General features: G+C 34.8%; 13 protein-coding genes. 10 read left to right on the top strand and 3 right to left on the bottom strand.

Annotated features, from left to right (window positions below; genetic code table 11):
• Positions 1 to 5: 5 nt before the first annotated feature.
• Positions 6 to 1,313, top strand: coding sequence for a sugar MFS transporter (locus Q0787_RS17790; protein ID WP_298904413.1), 1,308 nt, complete (start codon positions 6 to 8; stop codon positions 1,311 to 1,313).
• Positions 1,310 to 2,323: an isoaspartyl peptidase/L-asparaginase family protein gene (locus Q0787_RS17785; protein WP_298904411.1), complete on the top strand. Its 1,014-nt coding sequence runs from the start codon at positions 1,310 to 1,312 to the stop codon at positions 2,321 to 2,323. The genes Q0787_RS17790 and Q0787_RS17785 overlap by 4 nt, the downstream gene beginning before the upstream one ends.
• On the opposite strand, the gene Q0787_RS17780 is transcribed toward Q0787_RS17785, so the two are convergent.
• Entirely contained in the window at positions 2,320 to 3,732 is a 1,413-nt protein-coding gene (locus Q0787_RS17780) for an aldehyde dehydrogenase family protein (protein ID WP_298904409.1), read from the bottom strand. The genes Q0787_RS17785 and Q0787_RS17780 overlap by 4 nt on opposite strands.
• Positions 3,733 to 3,905: 173 nt before the next feature.
• Here Q0787_RS17780 and Q0787_RS17775 point away from each other — a divergent pair, with 173 nt between their 5' ends.
• Positions 3,906 to 4,178, top strand: a complete 273-nt coding sequence (locus tag Q0787_RS17775) for a hypothetical protein (RefSeq protein ID WP_298904407.1) — start codon at positions 3,906 to 3,908, stop codon at positions 4,176 to 4,178.
• A 76-nt stretch (positions 4,179 to 4,254) separates the two neighbouring features.
• Here the strand turns inward: Q0787_RS17775 and cphA are convergent, their stop codons facing one another.
• Positions 4,255 to 6,894: a cyanophycin synthetase gene (gene cphA / locus Q0787_RS17770; RefSeq protein WP_298904405.1), complete on the bottom strand. Its 2,640-nt coding sequence runs from the start codon at positions 6,892 to 6,894 to the stop codon at positions 4,255 to 4,257.
• 97 nt (positions 6,895 to 6,991) lie between these two features.
• Between cphA and Q0787_RS17765 the strand changes: the two genes are divergently transcribed.
• From Q0787_RS17765 to Q0787_RS17755, 3 genes are read left to right on the top strand one after another with little or no spacing between them, the layout of a single operon-like run.
• Positions 6,992 to 7,855 carry a cyanophycinase gene (locus Q0787_RS17765; protein ID WP_298904403.1) on the top strand — a complete coding sequence of 288 codons (864 nt, stop codon included), beginning with the start codon at positions 6,992 to 6,994 and terminating at the stop codon, positions 7,853 to 7,855.
• Positions 7,856 to 7,896: 41 nt separating this feature from the next.
• A complete protein-coding gene (locus Q0787_RS17760) occupies positions 7,897 to 8,238 on the top strand; it encodes a hypothetical protein (protein ID WP_298904401.1) in 342 nt (113 codons plus the stop codon).
• Positions 8,235 to 9,353: an HTTM domain-containing protein gene (locus Q0787_RS17755; protein WP_298904399.1), complete on the top strand. Its 1,119-nt coding sequence runs from the start codon at positions 8,235 to 8,237 to the stop codon at positions 9,351 to 9,353. Before Q0787_RS17760 ends, Q0787_RS17755 begins: the two co-directional genes overlap by 4 nt.
• Here the strand turns inward: Q0787_RS17755 and Q0787_RS17750 are convergent.
• A complete protein-coding gene (locus Q0787_RS17750) occupies positions 9,334 to 10,263 on the bottom strand; it encodes an isoaspartyl peptidase/L-asparaginase family protein (protein ID WP_298904398.1) in 930 nt (309 codons plus the stop codon). The genes Q0787_RS17755 and Q0787_RS17750 overlap by 20 nt on opposite strands.
• A gap of 265 nt (positions 10,264 to 10,528) precedes the next feature.
• On the opposite strand from Q0787_RS17750, the gene polA reads away from it, so the two are divergent.
• From polA to Q0787_RS17730, 4 genes are all read left to right on the top strand, one after another.
• A complete protein-coding gene (gene polA, locus Q0787_RS17745) occupies positions 10,529 to 13,387 on the top strand; it encodes a DNA polymerase I (protein WP_298904397.1) in 2,859 nt (952 codons plus the stop codon).
• 144 nt (positions 13,388 to 13,531) lie between these two features.
• Complete coding sequence (locus Q0787_RS17740; RefSeq protein WP_298904395.1) at positions 13,532 to 14,065, top strand: hypothetical protein; 534 nt, start codon at positions 13,532 to 13,534, stop codon at positions 14,063 to 14,065.
• Between the two features lie 55 nt (positions 14,066 to 14,120).
• Entirely contained in the window at positions 14,121 to 15,341 is a 1,221-nt protein-coding gene (locus tag Q0787_RS17735; RefSeq protein WP_298904394.1) for a DNA cytosine methyltransferase, read from the top strand.
• Positions 15,338 to 16,525, top strand: a complete 1,188-nt coding sequence (locus Q0787_RS17730) for a restriction endonuclease (protein ID WP_298904392.1) — start codon at positions 15,338 to 15,340, stop codon at positions 16,523 to 16,525. The genes Q0787_RS17735 and Q0787_RS17730 overlap by 4 nt, the downstream gene beginning before the upstream one ends.
• Position 16,526 lies beyond the last annotated feature (1 nt).

The raw sequence follows: 16,526 nt of genomic DNA, 5'->3' as shown, positions 1-16,526 counted from the left end.
AATTTATGAACCAACAAAAATCATATCGATCATCTTTTATTTTACTAACGACACTATTTTTCCTTTGGGGATTTATAACGGTATTAGTAGATTCTTTAATTCCACGCCTAAGAGAACTATTTACACTTACGTATTTCCAGGCAGGAATGGTTCAATTCGCTTTCTTTGGCGCTTACTTTTTACTCTCAATACCTGCCAGTTATATCTTATCTAAAATTGGATATAAACGTGGTATTATATTGGGACTATTTACAATGGCTTTAGGTTGTTTGCTGTTTTATCCTGCTGCTTCCTACAGAACGTTTGGAGTCTTTATGTTGGCATACTTTATTTTAGCTGGAGGAATGACCATTCTTCAAGTGGCAGCAAATCCTTATGTTGCGGTTTTAGGTTCAGAAAAAGGAGCATCAAGTCGTTTAAATTTATCACAGGCCTTTAATTCTCTGGGAACAGCGATTGCTCCCGCAATTGGAGCCTTATTTATTTTGAGTGATACAATAAAAACAAAAGACGAAATTGCAGCATTAACAGAAACTGCAAAAGAAACCTACTTAGCTAGCGAGGCTTCGGCCGTTCAAAAACCATTTCTCGGACTCGCCTTGTTTATCATTTTTATAGCTGGTATTTTCTTTTTTGCGAAACTCCCCAAACTAATAAGTGAAACATCCTCTGGAACTTATGCAGATGCCTTTAAAAACAAAAACCTCATGTTAGGCGTACTTGGTATTTTCTTTTATGTTGGTGCAGAAGTAGCAATAGGTAGTTACCTCGTGAACTATTTTTTAGATATGAATTTGGTTGAAGTCATTAAAGAAAATAGTGTAATGAAATCTATAGCTGAAGGCATCTTAAACTCTGGACTAACAGATAACGACAATAAAGCTATTGTCGGTGTATTTGTTACGTTTTACTGGTCTGGCGCAATGATTGGACGCTTTGTAGGTTCCTATCTCACAAAAATTATGAAACCAGGAAAAGTTCTAGGTGTTTTTGCTGCGTTGGCCATAGTCCTTATTCTCATTTCAATAAGCACCACGGGATTAGTAAGTATGTGGAGTATTTTAGCTGTTGGACTGTTTAACTCTATCATGTTTCCAACCATTTTTACGCTAGCTATTGATGGTATTGGTGCACTTAAACCTAAAGGCTCTGGATTACTTTGTACAGCTATTGTTGGAGGTGCATTAATTCCTCCCTTATATGGTTATTTAACTGATGAAATAGGCTTTAAGTACGCCTTGTTCTTTATCATAATTTGCTATACCTATATCTTATGGTATGGTTATAAAAATTCTAAAAAAATAGTCTCATGAAACGAAGAAACTTTATTAAAAATGCGTCATTAACAGGTGTTGGACTCGCAGTAGGAAATACTTTAATAGGTTGTGTCGAAAAAACTTCGGAAGATAAAAAAACAGTTGCACCTGCAACAACAGACGGTTCTAACGGTTCATTACCTTTAGTTATTGCAACATGGCATGTTATTGATGCCACAGCAAAAGCAATGGAAGTCCTAGAAGCCGGAGGTACTGCTCTAGATGCTGTTGAACAAGGTTGTCGGGTTGAAGAGGCGAATGAAAAAGGACAATCTGTTGGAAAAGGAGGCTTACCCGATCGTGATGGTAATGTCACTTTAGATGCATGTATTATGGATAAACATGGAAATTGTGGTTCTGTAGTATATCTCAAAGACATTACACATGCGGTTTCTGTGGCTAGGAAGGTTATGGAAGACACACCACATGTTATGCTTGCGGGTGAAGGTGCTAAGCAGTTTGCCCTGTCTAAAGGTTTTGAAGCTGAAGATCTACTAACAGATGCTTCAAAAAAGGCATGGGAAGAATGGAAAGTAAAAAGCGAATACAAACCAATTATCAATATCGAAAACCACGATACTATTGGCATGTTGGCCATAGACAAAAATGGTGACATTTCTGGTGCTTGTACCACTAGCGGACTTGCTTATAAATTAGGTGGACGTGTTGGTGATTCTCCAATTATTGGCTCTGGTTTATTTGTAGACAATGAAATTGGTGCTTGTGTTGCTACAGGCTTAGGTGAAGAAGTCGTGAAAACTGTTGGAAGTTTTTTAGTGGTAGAACTTATGAGACAAGGAAAGTCACCTCAAGAGGCTTGCGAAGAGGCTATAAGTAGGATTGTAAATAAACCTAATAGCAATTATAAAAATTTCCAAGTCGGATATATTGCTGTAAATAAAAAAGGAGAAACAGGAAGTTATTCAATACATCAATGGTTTAGCATGACTAAATTTCAAGATGGCGTGAATGAACAAATCCAATCTGACTATTTTAACAAGGCTTAAAACCACTTAACAGCTAAGTTGGCTATTTTTTCCTTCAATGTATTATAAGGCGGAAATAGTAAGTACAAAGGCCCTGCGGTATGTCTTTTTAAGACAGAACGTGCATTAGAAAATTCTTGAAAACCAAAAAAACCATGGGCTTTTCCAATACCACTATTATTAGAACCACCGAAAGGTAAATAATGGTTAGAATACTGGAGTGCATTACTATTAACACATGTGCTACCTGCTCTGGTGTTTTTAATTATTGTATTAATGAACTTTCGATTTTTAGCATAAATATATAATGCCAAGGGTTTTTCTTTTGAATTGATATAATTGATAACCTCTTCGGTTGATTTATATGTTTTTATGGGAAGTACTGGTCCAAAGATCTCATCCTGTAGCAACTGTGCTCCCTCATCTACATTAGACACTAGCGTTGGTGCAATATAATTTGTATTTTCATCATAATCACCACCCAGTTCAATTGTAGCATTAAACGATTTAGCATTTTCAATACTTGCAACAAGACGGTCAAAATGTTTCTTATTGACAATACGACTAAATGATTCTGATGATTTTGGGTTTTCTGAATAATAAGCTAGTGCCTTAGCCTTAAAGGCATTTATAAATTCATCTTCAATTGATTCATGAACCATTACATAATCAGGAGCGATACAAGTTTGTCCGTTATTGAGAAACTTTCCCCATACGATATTCTTAATCGCTGCATTGATATTTGTAGATTCATGAATAATAGTAGGCGATTTCCCTCCTAACTCCAAAGTTACTGAGGATAAATGTTTTGAAGCGGCCGACATTACAATCTTTCCAACGGCTGGAGATCCAGTAAAGAATATATGATTAAAAGGCAATTTTAAAAGATCCTGAGCAACATCTACCTCACCTTCAATAAGCGCTACTTCGCTTTCCCAGAAGATACTTTCAACAATCTCGCGCATTACTGCAGATGTGTTTGGAGTCATCTCAGAAGGTTTTAAAATAACTGTATTGCCAGCCGCAATGGCAGATACCAATGGGCCAAAGGTTAAGGTTACAGGATAGTTCCAAGGTGATATTATTAAACATACACCTTTTGGCTCATAAGTAATATAAGAAGAGGTCCCTAATAAGGTTAATGGTGTATCTACGCGCTGTTTCTTTAACCACGACTTTAAGTTTGAACACGCATACTTTATTTCTTTAATTACTAAATAAATCTCTGTAAGGTCAACTTCAGTTTGTGGTTTTTTAAAATCCTTAAACATAGCATCTCTTAAGTCTTGCCTGTAGGTTTTTTCAATAGCACGCTTTAATGCTTTAAGTTTTCTAATGCGCTCCTTATAATTGGTATTTCCTAATGTAAATTGATGAGCTTTTTGTTTGTTAAACAACTCAAAGTACCTGTTATCTGAATAATCTGTCATTTAATCCTAAACGTTTTTATTGGGCTGCGAGCCGTTTTTGTGCATTTCGTCGATGTTTTTTACGAACGGTTTCATCTTAACTAAAAATCAACCGTTTTATCTAAAATATTCATAATCACTACATTTCTTGTGTTTCTTTGACCTGAGTTTAAAATTAAAAACCCTCGACGATTATGAAAAAAGTATTAACCATATTAGCCTTTACAATGTTACCTCTACTTTCTGTAGGTCAGGATACTAATGTAGATATCAAAAATAATGATACTGTTGAAACTGTGATCGAAAATAAAGGTAAAACTCAAGAAATAAAAAAAGAGACAAGAGCTGCTTCTGCAGTTAAAGCTCAACTATTAAAAATAAACAGAAAGAAAAGTTCAGATATAATTAGTATAAAAGCATATAGAAAAAGTTTACAGATTAAAGTAAAAACTGTAAAACTTTGCTAATTCGTTTTAAAGACATTTAAAAAATCCGAAACTAACGTTTCGGATTTTTTTGTTTTCATATCTAAATATATCCTTTCTAAGCGAAGTTTAATTCTCCTTTAGCCTCTTGTTCTTTAAACTTTTTAACCAAGTCTAAGGCATCTGGAATAACATCACTACATAAAATAATTAAAGACCCCTTAACAGCATTTTTTACAGCATATGTAATCGCTTCTTTTTCTGAAGGAATAATCATGGTTTTCTTATTAGGATCTTTCATTTTAATTCCATCATCAAGCATCTTTATAAGTTCTTCTTCAGTTTTTCCCCTTAAACGTTTATCCTGACGGATTATAATTTCGTCAAACATTTCAGCAGCAATAGCTCCCATTTCGTTATTATCTTCAACACGTCTATCACCAATACCGGCAATAATACCCACTTTTACAGTGGCCTCTAATTCGTCTGTAAACTTTTGAAGTGCTCTCATTCCTGCTGGGTTATGAGCATAATCTAACAGAATCGTGAAATTATTAAACTTAAATAAGTTAAGACGTCCAGGTGTTTGTGAAGCCGAAGGAATAAAAGTTTCTAAGGCTGCTTTCATATCTTCTATACTAATGCCTTGTACATGGGCTGCTAGAACAGCCGCTAAGACATTTTGTATCATAAATTTTGCTTTACCACCATAAGTTAAAGGAATGTGCTCGGCTTTCATTAAACGCATCTTCCATTCGCCTCTACAAATAGTTACAAAGCCATTTTCATAAACAGCTGTAATACCATTAAGACGTTGTAATGCTTTTACTCTTGGGTTAGTTTCATCCATTGAAAACAAAGCAACATTACAATCCACATTACGACGCATATCATAGACTAAATCATCATCGGCATTTAAGATGGCATAACCATCTGGTAATACGGTTTCAGGAACAACAGCTTTTACCTTAGCTAATTGTTCTATCGTATGAATTCCTTTTAAGCCTAAATGATCTGCCGCAACGTTAGTTACCACGGCTACATCACATTTTTTAAATCCTAATCCTGCTCGTAATAATCCGCCTCTAGCGCATTCTAAAACAGCAAAGTTAACGGTAGGATCTTTGAGAACAAATTCGGCACTTGCTGGTCCAGTACAATCTCCTGTCATTAACAACCTGTTTTGAATATAAACACCATCACTTGTTGTATAACCTACGCGATACCCTTTCATTTTTGCAATATGCGCAATTAGGCGTGTTGTGGTTGTTTTTCCATTTGTTCCAGACGTTGCAATAATAGGGATACGACCAGTATCTCCTTTCTGAGGAAATAGTTTGTCAATTACTGGAGCCGCAACATTTCGAGGTAACCCAGTGGTTGGTGCTAAATGCATTCTAAAACCAGGTCCTGCATTCACTTCAAGAACAGCTCCACCAGTTTCAGATAAAGGTTTTGAAATATCTGTTGTCATGATATCGATACCGCAAATATCTAAATCTATGATTTTAGAAATACGCTCTGCCATTGATACATTTGCAGGATGCACAATATCAGTTACATCTTCTGCCGTTCCTCCTGTACTTAGATTTGCCGTGTCTTTTAGAATAAGTCGTTCGCCTTCAGCAATAACCGAATCTAATGTATAACCAGCATCTTTAATAAGTTTTCGTGTAAGCTCGTTCGTAGTAATTTGTGTTAATACTTTTTCATGACCATAACCGCGACGTGGATCACTATTTACCTCATCGATAAGTTCTTGAACTGTAGATTTTCCATTACCCACAACATGGGCAGGTGTTCTAATTGCGGCCGCAACAAGTTTATTATTAATAACCAGTAGCCTATAATCTTCTCCAATAATGAATTTTTCAATAATAATAGCACCACTTTTAGAACTGTCTTTTGCGTGTCTAAAAGCAACCAATGCATCATCATAGTTTTGAATATCGACTGTTATCCCTCGTCCATGGTTTCCGTCTATTGGTTTAATTACCAAAGGATAGCCAACATATCGACAAGCCTCCTCTAAACTACGTTCTCGTCGAATAATATCTCCACGAGGTACTTCCACTTCGGCTTGTTCCAACAAGTATTTTGTATCTTCTTTATCACAGGCTAGTTCAACGCCTATACTGCTTGTTTCACTCGTTACAGTGGCCTGAATTCGCTTTTGGTTAGCGCCATATCCTAGTTGACATAAAGAGTATTTGTTTAATCTAATCCATGGAATTCCTCTAGCTTCTGCTTCCTCTACAATAGAACCAGTACTTGGTCCAAGGCGGTCGGCTTCACGCAATTCGCGCATCTCTTGAATATCATCAGACAAATCATATGCTTCTCCACTTATTAAGGCTTCACATATTCTCACAGAAGCCTTTGCTGCATAGCGTCCTACAGACTCCTCCATATACGCAAAAACAACATTGTAGACTCCTTCCTCGCCATAACCCCTTGTTCTTCCAAAGCCTACATCCATACCAGCTAATGTCTGGATTTCTAGAGCAATATGTTCTATAATATGCCCCATCCATGTGCCTTCTTCTACACGTTGAAAAAATCCTCCAGGTTCTCCAACAGAACAACGATGCTCATACATGCCAGGAAACATAGCTTTAAGACGATCATAAAAACCATCAACTTTATTGGAAGGTAATTCTTCCATTTCTTGAAGGTCTAAAACCATTACAATTAATTTATGTCGTCTAATTGACCAATAGTTTGGTCCTCGCATTGCATTTATACTACGTATATCCATTTGGTTGATTTTTTAAGTGAAAGATTATAAATATAACATTTTTCAATAAAAAAATTAGTTTATTTTTGCCCAATATTCAATATACAGGAAGATTTTTATGCAGAAGATAAAAGGGACACTTATTCCTATAGGAGGAAACGAAGACAAAGGTCTAGAACACAACGAAATGTACACGCTAGAATTCATTGACGAAGGTATATTATACCATGTTGTGAGAGAGTCTGGTGGTGTAAACTCAAAAATTGTTGTTATACCTACAGCGTCCAGTATTCCTGAAGAAGTTGGCGATAATTATTTATCGGCCTTTGAAACCTTAGGTTGCAAAAATGTAAGTGTTTTGGATATTAGAAGTAAAGAAGACTCTGAAAAGCAAGAATCTATTGATCTCATAAAATCTGCAGATTGCGTTATGTTTTCAGGAGGTAATCAATCTAAAATTACCGATAAAATTGGAGGCACAATTATTCACGACATCCTTTTAGAACGTTATAAAAATGAAGAAGGCTTTGTAATCGCAGGAACGAGTGCTGGTGCAATGGCTATGTCCAATGAAATGATTGCAGGTGGTAGTGCTTCTGAGGCTTTTGTAAAAGGCGCTGTTAACATGTATCAAGGTTTAAGTTTAATTCCTAGTTTAATTATTGATACACACTTTATTAAACGTGGACGTTTTGGAAGACAAAGTGAAGCGATTGCTAAATTTCCAAATTTGGTTGGTTTAGGATTGGCAGAAGACACTGGTCTTATTATTAAAAATGGAAATGACTGTACTATTATTGGCTCTGGAATGGTGATTGTTTTTGATGGGAGCCAGCTTACACATAACAATGAAAAAGTTTTACAAGAAGGTACTCCCATGACCATGGCTAATCTTACCGTTCATGTATTATCTAATGGCGATCAATATGACATTAAAAACAGAAAGGTAACGGTTCTTCCTATTGAAGCTCCTTTTATCTAGTTTTTTTGACATAGCCACCAAATTCTTTTAGCTTTAAACCTATGAAGACTAGGTTTTACTTCGGAATCCTATTTCTCTTACTTCAGGTGGGAGCTGTTGTTCATGCTCGTTTCATACCTGAACGTTTTTTCTGCTGGGCACCTTACGATAGCCATACGAAATTTGAAACCTTTGTTACCATTAACGGAAAGACCCTTTCACAACAAGAAGCGGAAGCTCGCTATAGGTATAAAATGAAAGGTTGGGAACAACGCTCAATTGACAATATATTTTCTCTTATTTCTCAATATGAAGACACCTATGGCAAAACAGATAATGCCCAAGTTATTGTAAAATACTCAACGAACGGCCACGACGAAAAGGAATGGATATATAAACGATGACCTACTTAAAAACGTTCATATTAAGACTATTTCAGTTTGAAGGCACTAAAATGCATTCTAACGTATTACTCATGTGTAAACTACTGCTGCTATTATTAATTGCGCATCACATGTTTTTTAAAATATCAGATCCGTTTATTCCTTTTATACCAGGATTAGATATGTTCAATACTTATCCTAACGTCTTTAATTATTCATTAAAAATCATATTTGGCCTTAGCGCATTTGCATTGTTATTCAATATTAACGTTAGAACAGCTAGCCTCATTAATGGTTGTGTCATTATTTTAAGCATTTTAGCCTCAAAACCTCTTTTTTTTAACCATAACTTTATTTGTGCTTGTGCATTAATTTTAGCCGGGCTAAGTAACGACAAGGATCCTCCATATCTTTTTGTGCTTCAATTGAGCTTAGTCTATTTTGGCGCTTCAATAAATAAATTTCTTGAACCGGATTGGTGGTCTGGTGCTTTTATGGATAACTGGTTAGGAACAGCAAGAGAAAACCCTCCATATTTATACATGTCTCAACTCTTTCCAAAAATGGTATTGGCAAAACTATTGTCTTATATTGCCATGTTTACTGAGTTTTCTATAGCCATTTTTATACTTTTCAAAAAAACGCGAAGATTAACAGTTTGGTTTATCATTGTATTTCACACCACCTTGTTCACTTTAACCTCTTTTAGATTTGGTCATTTCCTAGAATCGCTAGTAATTACTTTATTAGCTTTTAATAGTATTACAAAAGCGCAATTAAATATTGTGTATAGACAAAAAAGCGCAAACGTATTAAAGCAGTTTTTTAGGGTTTTGGATATGGACAAAAAACAAACGTGGGCACCGAATAATGAAGGGCAGCACTTTTGGCTACAATTAAAACATAAAGATCAGGTTCTGTTTAATCACAAGGCATTAAAGTTTGTATTATTGAATACGCCAAACTTTTTTATGCTTCTCTTTGCGATTGATGTTATTCTTTATATCCTATTATATAATCATAGAACAACTTTGTTCGTTTTGAACGCTATTTTTGTTTGGATAATGATTGTTTACTTTTTACCAATCAACTGGTCTAAATTATTCAAAAAGACCCCTACTTATAAATTGCAATAAGTTCGTCGCCTTTTGATGTCTTACAGGCACGATACATCCCTTCAGTATTAAAAGGCATAGCAATGTTTCCTTCGGCATCTACAGCAATTAAGCCTCCATCACCTTTAATATCAAGAACACGTTTATTTATAACTTCTTCCGATGCTTCTTGCAAACTCAATCCTTTGTGTTCCATTAAGCATGATACATCATAAGCCACAACACCTCGAATAAAGAACTCGCCACTTCCAGTACATGATACTGCGCAGGTTTTATTGTTAGCATAATTACCAGCACCAATCATTGGGCTATCACCAACGCGTCCCCATTTTTTATTGGTCATGCCTCCTGTAGATGTTGCTGCTGCGATATTTCCATCTTGATCGCAAGCTACGGCTCCAACCGTTCCAAACTTTCCATCCTTTTTTACACTATGATCTAGTTGAAAGTTCTCACTATCTTTTATCCCTTGCCATTGTTGGTAACGTACCTCATCATAAAAATAGCTAGCCTCTTCAAGGTCGTAGTTATGCTGCTTCGCAAAAGCCATAGCACCTTCACCTGCTAAAAACACATGGTAGCTTTTATCCATAACATCACGTGCCAAGGACACGGGGTTTTTAATACCAGTTACCAAAGACACAGCTCCAGCGTTTAAGGTTTTTCCTTCCATGATACTCGCATCCATTTCATGCGTTCCTTCTGCGGTAAAAACCGAACCTTTTCCAGCATTAAACAATGGTGAATCTTCTAATGACTTTACAGCGATTTCAACCGCATCAATGGCATTGCCACCATCATTTAAAACAGTGTATCCTTTGTTTAAAGCCAATTGTAATGCTTCTTTATACTGCAACTCCAATTCTTGAGTCATTAGTCCTTTTACTAATGTTCCTGCGCCTCCATGAATGGCTATTGAGAAATTTTTCATTGTAATATTTTTTACTGCGGAAAATTACAAATTGTAGTTTAATTTGTTCCATATAAACGCATAAGTTTTTGTAGCTTTATAAACTTCAAAAAAAGCTCAATATCATTTTTTGTTTAGGTCAACTTATACGTAAAATGATGATTTTTTTAGAATATGTGAAAAAATAAAAATTAAACATAGCCATAGCTACTTTTCTTTTTTATTTTGAGGCAGAAATGAAAAAAGAGCGTTTTACGAAGTTTACTTAAATAAAATATGATATAACATGTCAGATCAGAAACGTCTTTTTTTAGTTGATGCTTATGCCCTAATTTTTCGTGGGTATTACGCTTTCATAAAAAATCCAAGAATTAACTCAAAAGGTGAAGACACCTCGGCCATAATGGGTTTTATGAATTCCTTATTGGATGTGATTAAACGTGAACGACCTGATCACCTAGCTGTTTGCTTTGACAAAGGAGGAAGTGCAGACCGTATAGAAATGTACGAGGCCTATAAAGCCAATCGTGATGAAACACCAGAAGGCATTAAAACAGCAGTTCCATATATCTACGAGATTCTTAAAGCCATGCATATTCCAATCATGGTGAAAGAAGGCTACGAAGCAGATGATGTTATTGGAACCCTATCAAGACAGGCTGAAAAAGAAGGTTATAAAACGTATATGGTGACGCCAGATAAGGATTTTGCACAGTTAGTAACCGAGAACATTTTTATGTACAGACCTGTTTTTGGAGGCGGTTATGAAACTTGGGGCATTCCTGAAGTGCAGAAAAAATTTGAAGTGACAGATCCTATGCAAGTGATTGACTTTTTAGGCATGATGGGAGATGCTAGTGACAATATCCCAGGACTTCCTGGTGTTGGTGAAAAAACGGCTAAGAAGTTTATCAATCAGTTTGGTAGTATGGAAGGCTTGCTCGCTAATACAGATCAGCTCAAAGGTAAAATGAAAGAAAAAGTTGAAGCTAATGGTGAATTGGGTTTATTATCAAAGAAGCTAGCAACCATTATGCTCGACGTTCCAGTAGAATTCAATGCTAAGGATTTTGAACTGGACCATCCAGATATCGAAAAAGTAAAAGAGATATTTCAGAATTTAGAATTTAGAAGGTTAACTGATAATTTCCTAAAAACATTTTCTACGGAAGAAGAAACGTCAACTAAACCTAACTCTGTCACTTCGAGCGCAGTTGAGAAGTCTAAAGCAACACCAAAGCCTAAAACCTCTGCTAATGCTGGAGCAGGGCAATTTTCTTTATTTGGAGGAGATGATACTAACAGCACCGAAGCGGTTTCAGAATACACAAGAAAAACATCAGCAACCACTGCACATTTTTATCAAAGTATTGCTCCTGGTATGGCAACAAAGCTGTTTGTTAAAAATTTACTGAACCAGACCTCTGTATGCTTTGATACCGAAACAACTGGTCTTAACCCATTAACTGCAGAGCTCGTTGGCATTGCATTTTCATGGGAAGTTGGAAAGGGCTTTTACATCCCTTTTCCGGAAGATAAAAACGAAGCACAAGAACTCATAGAAATCTTACGTCCGTTTTTTGAAAATGAAGCTATTCAAAAAATTGGGCAAAATTTAAAATATGACATTAAAGTTTTAGCCAAATATGATGTTGATGTTAAAGGCAAACTCTTTGATACGATGTTAGCGCATTACCTCATCAATCCAGACATGCGACATAATATGGATGTATTGGCTGAAACTTATCTTAATTATACGCCTATATCTATTACAGAGTTACTGGGAAAAAAAGGAAAAAACCAACTATCAATGCGCGACGTTCCTTTAGAAAAGCAAACGGAATACGCCGTTGAAGATGCCGACATAACCCTACAGCTTAAAGAGCATTTTGAAAAAGAATTGGGCGAAGCCAATACCAAAACATTATTTGATGACATTGAGTTGCCTCTAGTTCGAGTTTTGGCAACCATGGAATTGGAAGGCATTAACCTAGATAAAGAATTCTTGAACTCCCTGTCTGAACAACTCAACACAGATATTGCTAATCTCGAAAAGAAAATTTATGAGGCCGCAGGTGAAGAATTCAATATTGCATCACCAAAACAATTAGGTGTGATTTTATTTGAAAAAATGAAATTGGTAGACAAACCTAAAAAGACAAAAACTGGACAATATTCTACGTCTGAAGATGTATTAAGTTACCTAGCGAAAGATCATGAGATTATTCAAAATATTCTAGACTTTAGAGGCTTATCAAAATTAAAAAGCACTTATGTCGATGCTTTACCATTACAGGTTGATGCGTCTACAGGCAGAGTGCACACCGATTATATGCAAACTGTTGCCGCTACAGGACGTCTAAGTAGTAACAATCCGAATTTGCAAAACATTCCAATTCGTACTGAACGCGGACGACAAGTGCGAAAGGCCTTTATTCCTAGAAATGAGGATTACACCTTACTTGCAGCCGATTACTCTCAGATAGAACTGCGTATTATCGCAGCGCTTAGCAAAGAAGAAACGATGATTGAAGCCTTTAAACAAGGCGAAGATATTCATGCCTCAACCGCTTCAAAAGTATTTAATGTTCCGCTTTCCGAAGTGACCAGAGAACAGCGTAGTAATGCTAAAACCGTGAATTTCGGAATTATCTATGGTGTGTCTGCTTTTGGATTGAGCAATCAAACGAATCTCTCGCGTTCTGAATCTAAAGAACTCATTGACACCTATTACGAAACCTATCCAAAATTACGTGCTTATATGAGCGAGCAGGTTGATTTTGCAAGGGATAACGGTTATGTACAAACGGTTTTAGGTCGTCGTCGTTATTTAAAAGATATCAACTCACGTAATGCAGTGGTTAGAGGTGCAGCAGAGCGTAATGCCGTAAACGCTCCGATTCAAGGAAGTGCAGCCGATATTATTAAAATAGCGATGATTAATATTCATGAGAAACTTAGAGCAGGAGATTACAAATCGAAAATGCTGCTTCAGGTACATGATGAACTCGTATTTGACGCCTATAAACCTGAGTTAGAATCGCTTAAAACACTTATTAAAACCGAAATGGAAAGCGCTTACAAATTAGACGTTCCTCTAGAAGTCGATATGGATATTGGAGATAATTGGTTGGAGGCGCATTAAGTAATATTTTTCTTACAAGTTCCAAAACACTTATTAACTACTTATTTAAACTATGTAATCTCGTTCGGAAATAATAGGTTGAGATAATATTAATTAAGCTCTATATTTTTGTAGATTTGTTTTTCTAGAAATTAAAGAAGAAGAATGAAATTATTTTTAAAATATATTGGTGAGTTCTTAAGAACTTACCCTCAAATAAGATTTACAAGAAACGATGAGATTTTGATTAGGGAATCTGTCATGAAACATTTAGGGTTAGATAACCTTAATCAATTAAGAGACAGATATGAAGGACAAGCTTTTTTTGAGAAAACAATGATGAATGTTGGTGGCTTAATTTCTATTCAAAAACATTTAAATCTTCCCATAGTTGATTTTACTACCATCAACTTAAAAGATTTTCAACCAAAAATTAACTTAAATGGAGATTTAGTAGATGTTCATGTATTTGAATTCGGTTCTCTGCCTTTAATAAACATTGACAATATAAAAAGACCTGTGTTTTTTGTGATTAAAAAAGATCATATTACTTTCACAATTTGTGGTTTAGCAACAAAAGACGTCGTTCGTGAAAACTTAGAAAGAACACATATTGAAAAATCTTCTACTGTAAACAATATGAGCTTCATTGGCTTTAAGCATCTTAAACATATCGATACAGTCGCAGTTAATAAATAAAATATAATGTGTTTTAAAAAAATACTACATTTGTTTAATATACATTTTTTGGATTTTGATTAAGGAAAAACAGAGCGTAAGCATTCAAGAATTTGAAGGTAAAAACTATAAAATAAGACTAGTTGAACCCGAAGGACAAGCACTTATAACTCACTATTTACATAATTTAGACAATGGAGTTTCAAAACATTACAAAAAAGAGGCTATAAAAGCTTTCAAAAACTTTCTACAATATAAATTAGACGAGAACTCTCCTATAGAAAAAGAAGAGGCTCTGCAACAGTTATTGTTTGAAGTGAAAAATGTGCCATTTCCAACACCTGAAAATTATTCATTTAAATTTATAGATTTATTTGCTGGTATCGGTGGTTTTAGGTTAGCATTACAAAATGTTGGCGGAAAATGTGTTTACACCAGTGAATGGGACAATGCGGCAAAAAAAACTTATCGAGAAAATTTTGGCGAAATTCCATTCGGTGATATCACCAAAGAAAGGACTAAAAGTTTTATACCAAAAAAGTTTGATGTTTTATGTGCTGGATTTCCATGTCAAGCTTTTTCAATTGCAGGCTACAGAAAAGGTTTTGCTGATACTAGAGGAACATTGTTTTTTGATGTTGAAAACATAATAGAAAAGCATAGACCTAAAGTAGTTTTTCTTGAGAATGTGAAAAATTTAGTTTCACATGATAAAGGGAAAACATTTAAAACTATTGTTGAAATTTTAGAGAAAAAATTAAAATACAAAGTTTATTCTGAAGTATTAAATTCTATGACTCACGCCAATATACCACAGAACAGAGAACGTATATTCATTGTAGCATTTGACCCTAAGCAAGTTAAAAAACATACTAAATTTAAATTTCCGGAAGAAATCGAGCTCACTAAAACAATTCATGATATTCTGGAAAAAGGTAAACAAGAAGAAAAATATTATTATCCAAAAACTCACCAATATTACCCTGAATTAGAGAAAACTATGACCTCAAAAGATACGGTTTATCAATGGAGGAGAGTTTATGTGAGAGAAAATAAGAGTAATGTTTGTCCTACATTAACTGCAAACATGGGAACAGGAGGTCATAACGTACCGCTAATAAAAGACAATTATGGTATCCGGAAACTAACTCCAAGAGAGTGTTTCTCTTTCCAAGGTTATCCGGAAAATTATATTCTACCAAATCTTGCAAACAGTAAACTTTACATGCAAGCTGGAAACTCTGTAACAACAACAGTTATAGAAAGAATTGCTAAAGAGATAATAAAAATTGTATGAAATCATTTGCAGAAATAGATATTGAAAATAACGGAGAATATTTAAAATTACTTTCTGCAGTTTCTAAGCTTTCTGGTCTTTTTAGTGATAATTCAATACCGTTAATAAATTACAGAGTAGCCGAAAACATATTTTGCAGAAGTTTTGTTGCAAATAACCTATCCAGATCTGACGTTGCATTTGATGCTGATTATAATTCAGTTGGAATTGGTCTAAAAACTTTTATATCAAAAACCAATACTAAAACTGAAAAAATTGCAGAATTTAATAAACTATCTGAGCGTTTAAAGAATTACAAAGGAAAGGAACTTGCAATAAAGTTAGGAAAATATAGAAATGATAGAATTAATTTAGCCAAAAGACTATATGATATAAAATCTTCAATCTACCACATTGTAGCCAGAAGGGAAAAAGAACTAATTCTCTTTGAAACAGATTACAATCATATTGATATTCGAAATATTGAATCTGTAAAAGAAAATAAGTCTAGCTTACAATTTTATGATGGCAAGAATTTTTATACTTATAACTATTCCAAAAGTACTCTTTATAGAAAATTTATAATTCCTGAGCACGCTTACAAATTAAAGATTGACATAATTGAAGACCCTTACAGCCTATTACTAGATCTATTTCCTGAAGAAATAACTGATTCTCTTATTAAGGGAAAAGATTATATTATTCTACCTCTTTATGGAATAAAGAACGGAGTAAAGTACATATACGAAAAAAGTGGTTTAAATCAATGGCACGCCAAAGGTAGAAAGAGAAATAAAAACGAAATTTACATTCCAGTTCCTGCTAAAATACACCATAAATTTCCAAATTTTTTCCCTTCAATCAAGAGTGACAAAAATCATTTCAATTTACATCTTCCTAATAGAAAAACTTTCAAAGCAAGTATGTGCCAAACATCAAAGATTGAAATTGGTGGAAAGAAAATAAACAAAGGCAAAGGATTGATGACCAAATCCAATAAAGGTCTTGGCGAATGGTTACTAAGAAAAGCATTGCAGCTTAAAGAGGGGGAAATTGCAACAATTGAAATGCTAAATGATTTAGGATATGACAGCGTAATTATTATTAAAGAAGATGAAAATAATTACAAAATTGACATAATGAAAACTGATTCATATGCAGAATTTTGGAATAATGAACTACCCGTCGATAGAAAATATTTATAAA

Source organism: uncultured Psychroserpens sp. (assembly GCF_947492715.1).
In the GTDB taxonomy this organism is placed as follows: Bacteria; Bacteroidota; Bacteroidia; order Flavobacteriales; family Flavobacteriaceae; genus Psychroserpens.
Note: the sequence above shows the minus strand (reverse complement) of the source record. Positions and strands in the feature narration are given on the sequence as shown.

Bases quoted from the DNA above. Each gene is read 5' to 3' on its own strand.
- Q0787_RS17780 (WP_298904409.1), bottom strand. From the start codon at position 3,732: ATGACAGATTATTCAGATAACAGGTACTTTGAGTTGTTTAACAAACAA.
- Q0787_RS17775 (WP_298904407.1), top strand. From the start codon at position 3,906: ATGAAAAAAGTATTAACCATATTAGCCTTTACAATGTTACCTCTACTT.
- Q0787_RS17740 (WP_298904395.1), top strand. From the start codon at position 13,532: ATGAAATTATTTTTAAAATATATTGGTGAGTTCTTAAGAACTTACCCT.
- Q0787_RS17785 (WP_298904411.1), top strand. From the start codon at position 1,310: ATGAAACGAAGAAACTTTATTAAAAATGCGTCATTAACAGGTGTTGGA.
- cphA (WP_298904405.1), bottom strand. From the start codon at position 6,894: ATGGATATACGTAGTATAAATGCAATGCGAGGACCAAACTATTGGTCA.
- Q0787_RS17730 (WP_298904392.1), top strand. From the start codon at position 15,338: ATGAAATCATTTGCAGAAATAGATATTGAAAATAACGGAGAATATTTA.
- Q0787_RS17755 (WP_298904399.1), top strand. From the start codon at position 8,235: ATGACCTACTTAAAAACGTTCATATTAAGACTATTTCAGTTTGAAGGC.
- Q0787_RS17760 (WP_298904401.1), top strand. From the start codon at position 7,897: ATGAAGACTAGGTTTTACTTCGGAATCCTATTTCTCTTACTTCAGGTG.
- Q0787_RS17765 (WP_298904403.1), top strand. From the start codon at position 6,992: ATGCAGAAGATAAAAGGGACACTTATTCCTATAGGAGGAAACGAAGAC.
- Q0787_RS17750 (WP_298904398.1), bottom strand. From the start codon at position 10,263: ATGAAAAATTTCTCAATAGCCATTCATGGAGGCGCAGGAACATTAGTA.
- polA (WP_298904397.1), top strand. From the start codon at position 10,529: ATGTCAGATCAGAAACGTCTTTTTTTAGTTGATGCTTATGCCCTAATT.
- Q0787_RS17790 (WP_298904413.1), top strand. From the start codon at position 6: ATGAACCAACAAAAATCATATCGATCATCTTTTATTTTACTAACGACA.